The 549-nt window shown below is 45.0% G+C and carries 1 pseudogene; it reads left to right on the forward strand.

Going from position 1 to position 549, the window contains the following annotated elements:
• Window positions 1-41: 41 nt before the first annotated feature.
• Window positions 42-549: pseudogene (locus tag ACO0KY_RS19665) on the forward strand (transposase); the annotation flags it as partial.

Genomic DNA, 549 nt, shown 5'->3' on the forward strand with positions numbered 1-549 from the left:
AGAGTTCTTGAGGCAAACTTATATGCCAAAGGAGAACAGAAATGCGTAAGAGCAGATTTACAGAGACACAGATCATTGGAATATTGAAAGCGGTTGAAGCTGGTAGATTGGTCAAAGATGTTTGTCGGGAACATAGTGTTTCTGAAGCTACCTATTACCAATGGAAAGCTAAATATGGCGGTATGGAAGCAGCCGACGTAAAGCGCCTCAAAGACTTGGAGGAAGAGAATCGTAAGCTCAAAATGATGGTTGCTGATTTATCGTTAGAGAACCATGCGTTTAAAGAGGTGATCGGTTTAAAGCGCTAACCCCGAACCAGAAACGGGATTTCGTCAAACAACTGCAAGAGGTTGGACTTAGCCAGCGTCAGGCTTGCAAAGCGATGCAACTCTCACGTTCAAGCATGAGCTATCAGCGGCGGATGGTACCGGATGACGACATCATTGCAGTTTTGCAGGAATTGGCAGAACGTTTTCCGGAACGGGGATTTGGCAAGTATTTTCAGTTAATAAGGCGACGTGGCCACACCTGGAATCATAAGAGAGTTTA

The organism is Undibacterium sp. Dicai25W, assembly GCF_049340505.1.
Classification (GTDB): domain Bacteria; phylum Pseudomonadota; class Gammaproteobacteria; order Burkholderiales; family Burkholderiaceae_D; genus Undibacterium; species Undibacterium jejuense.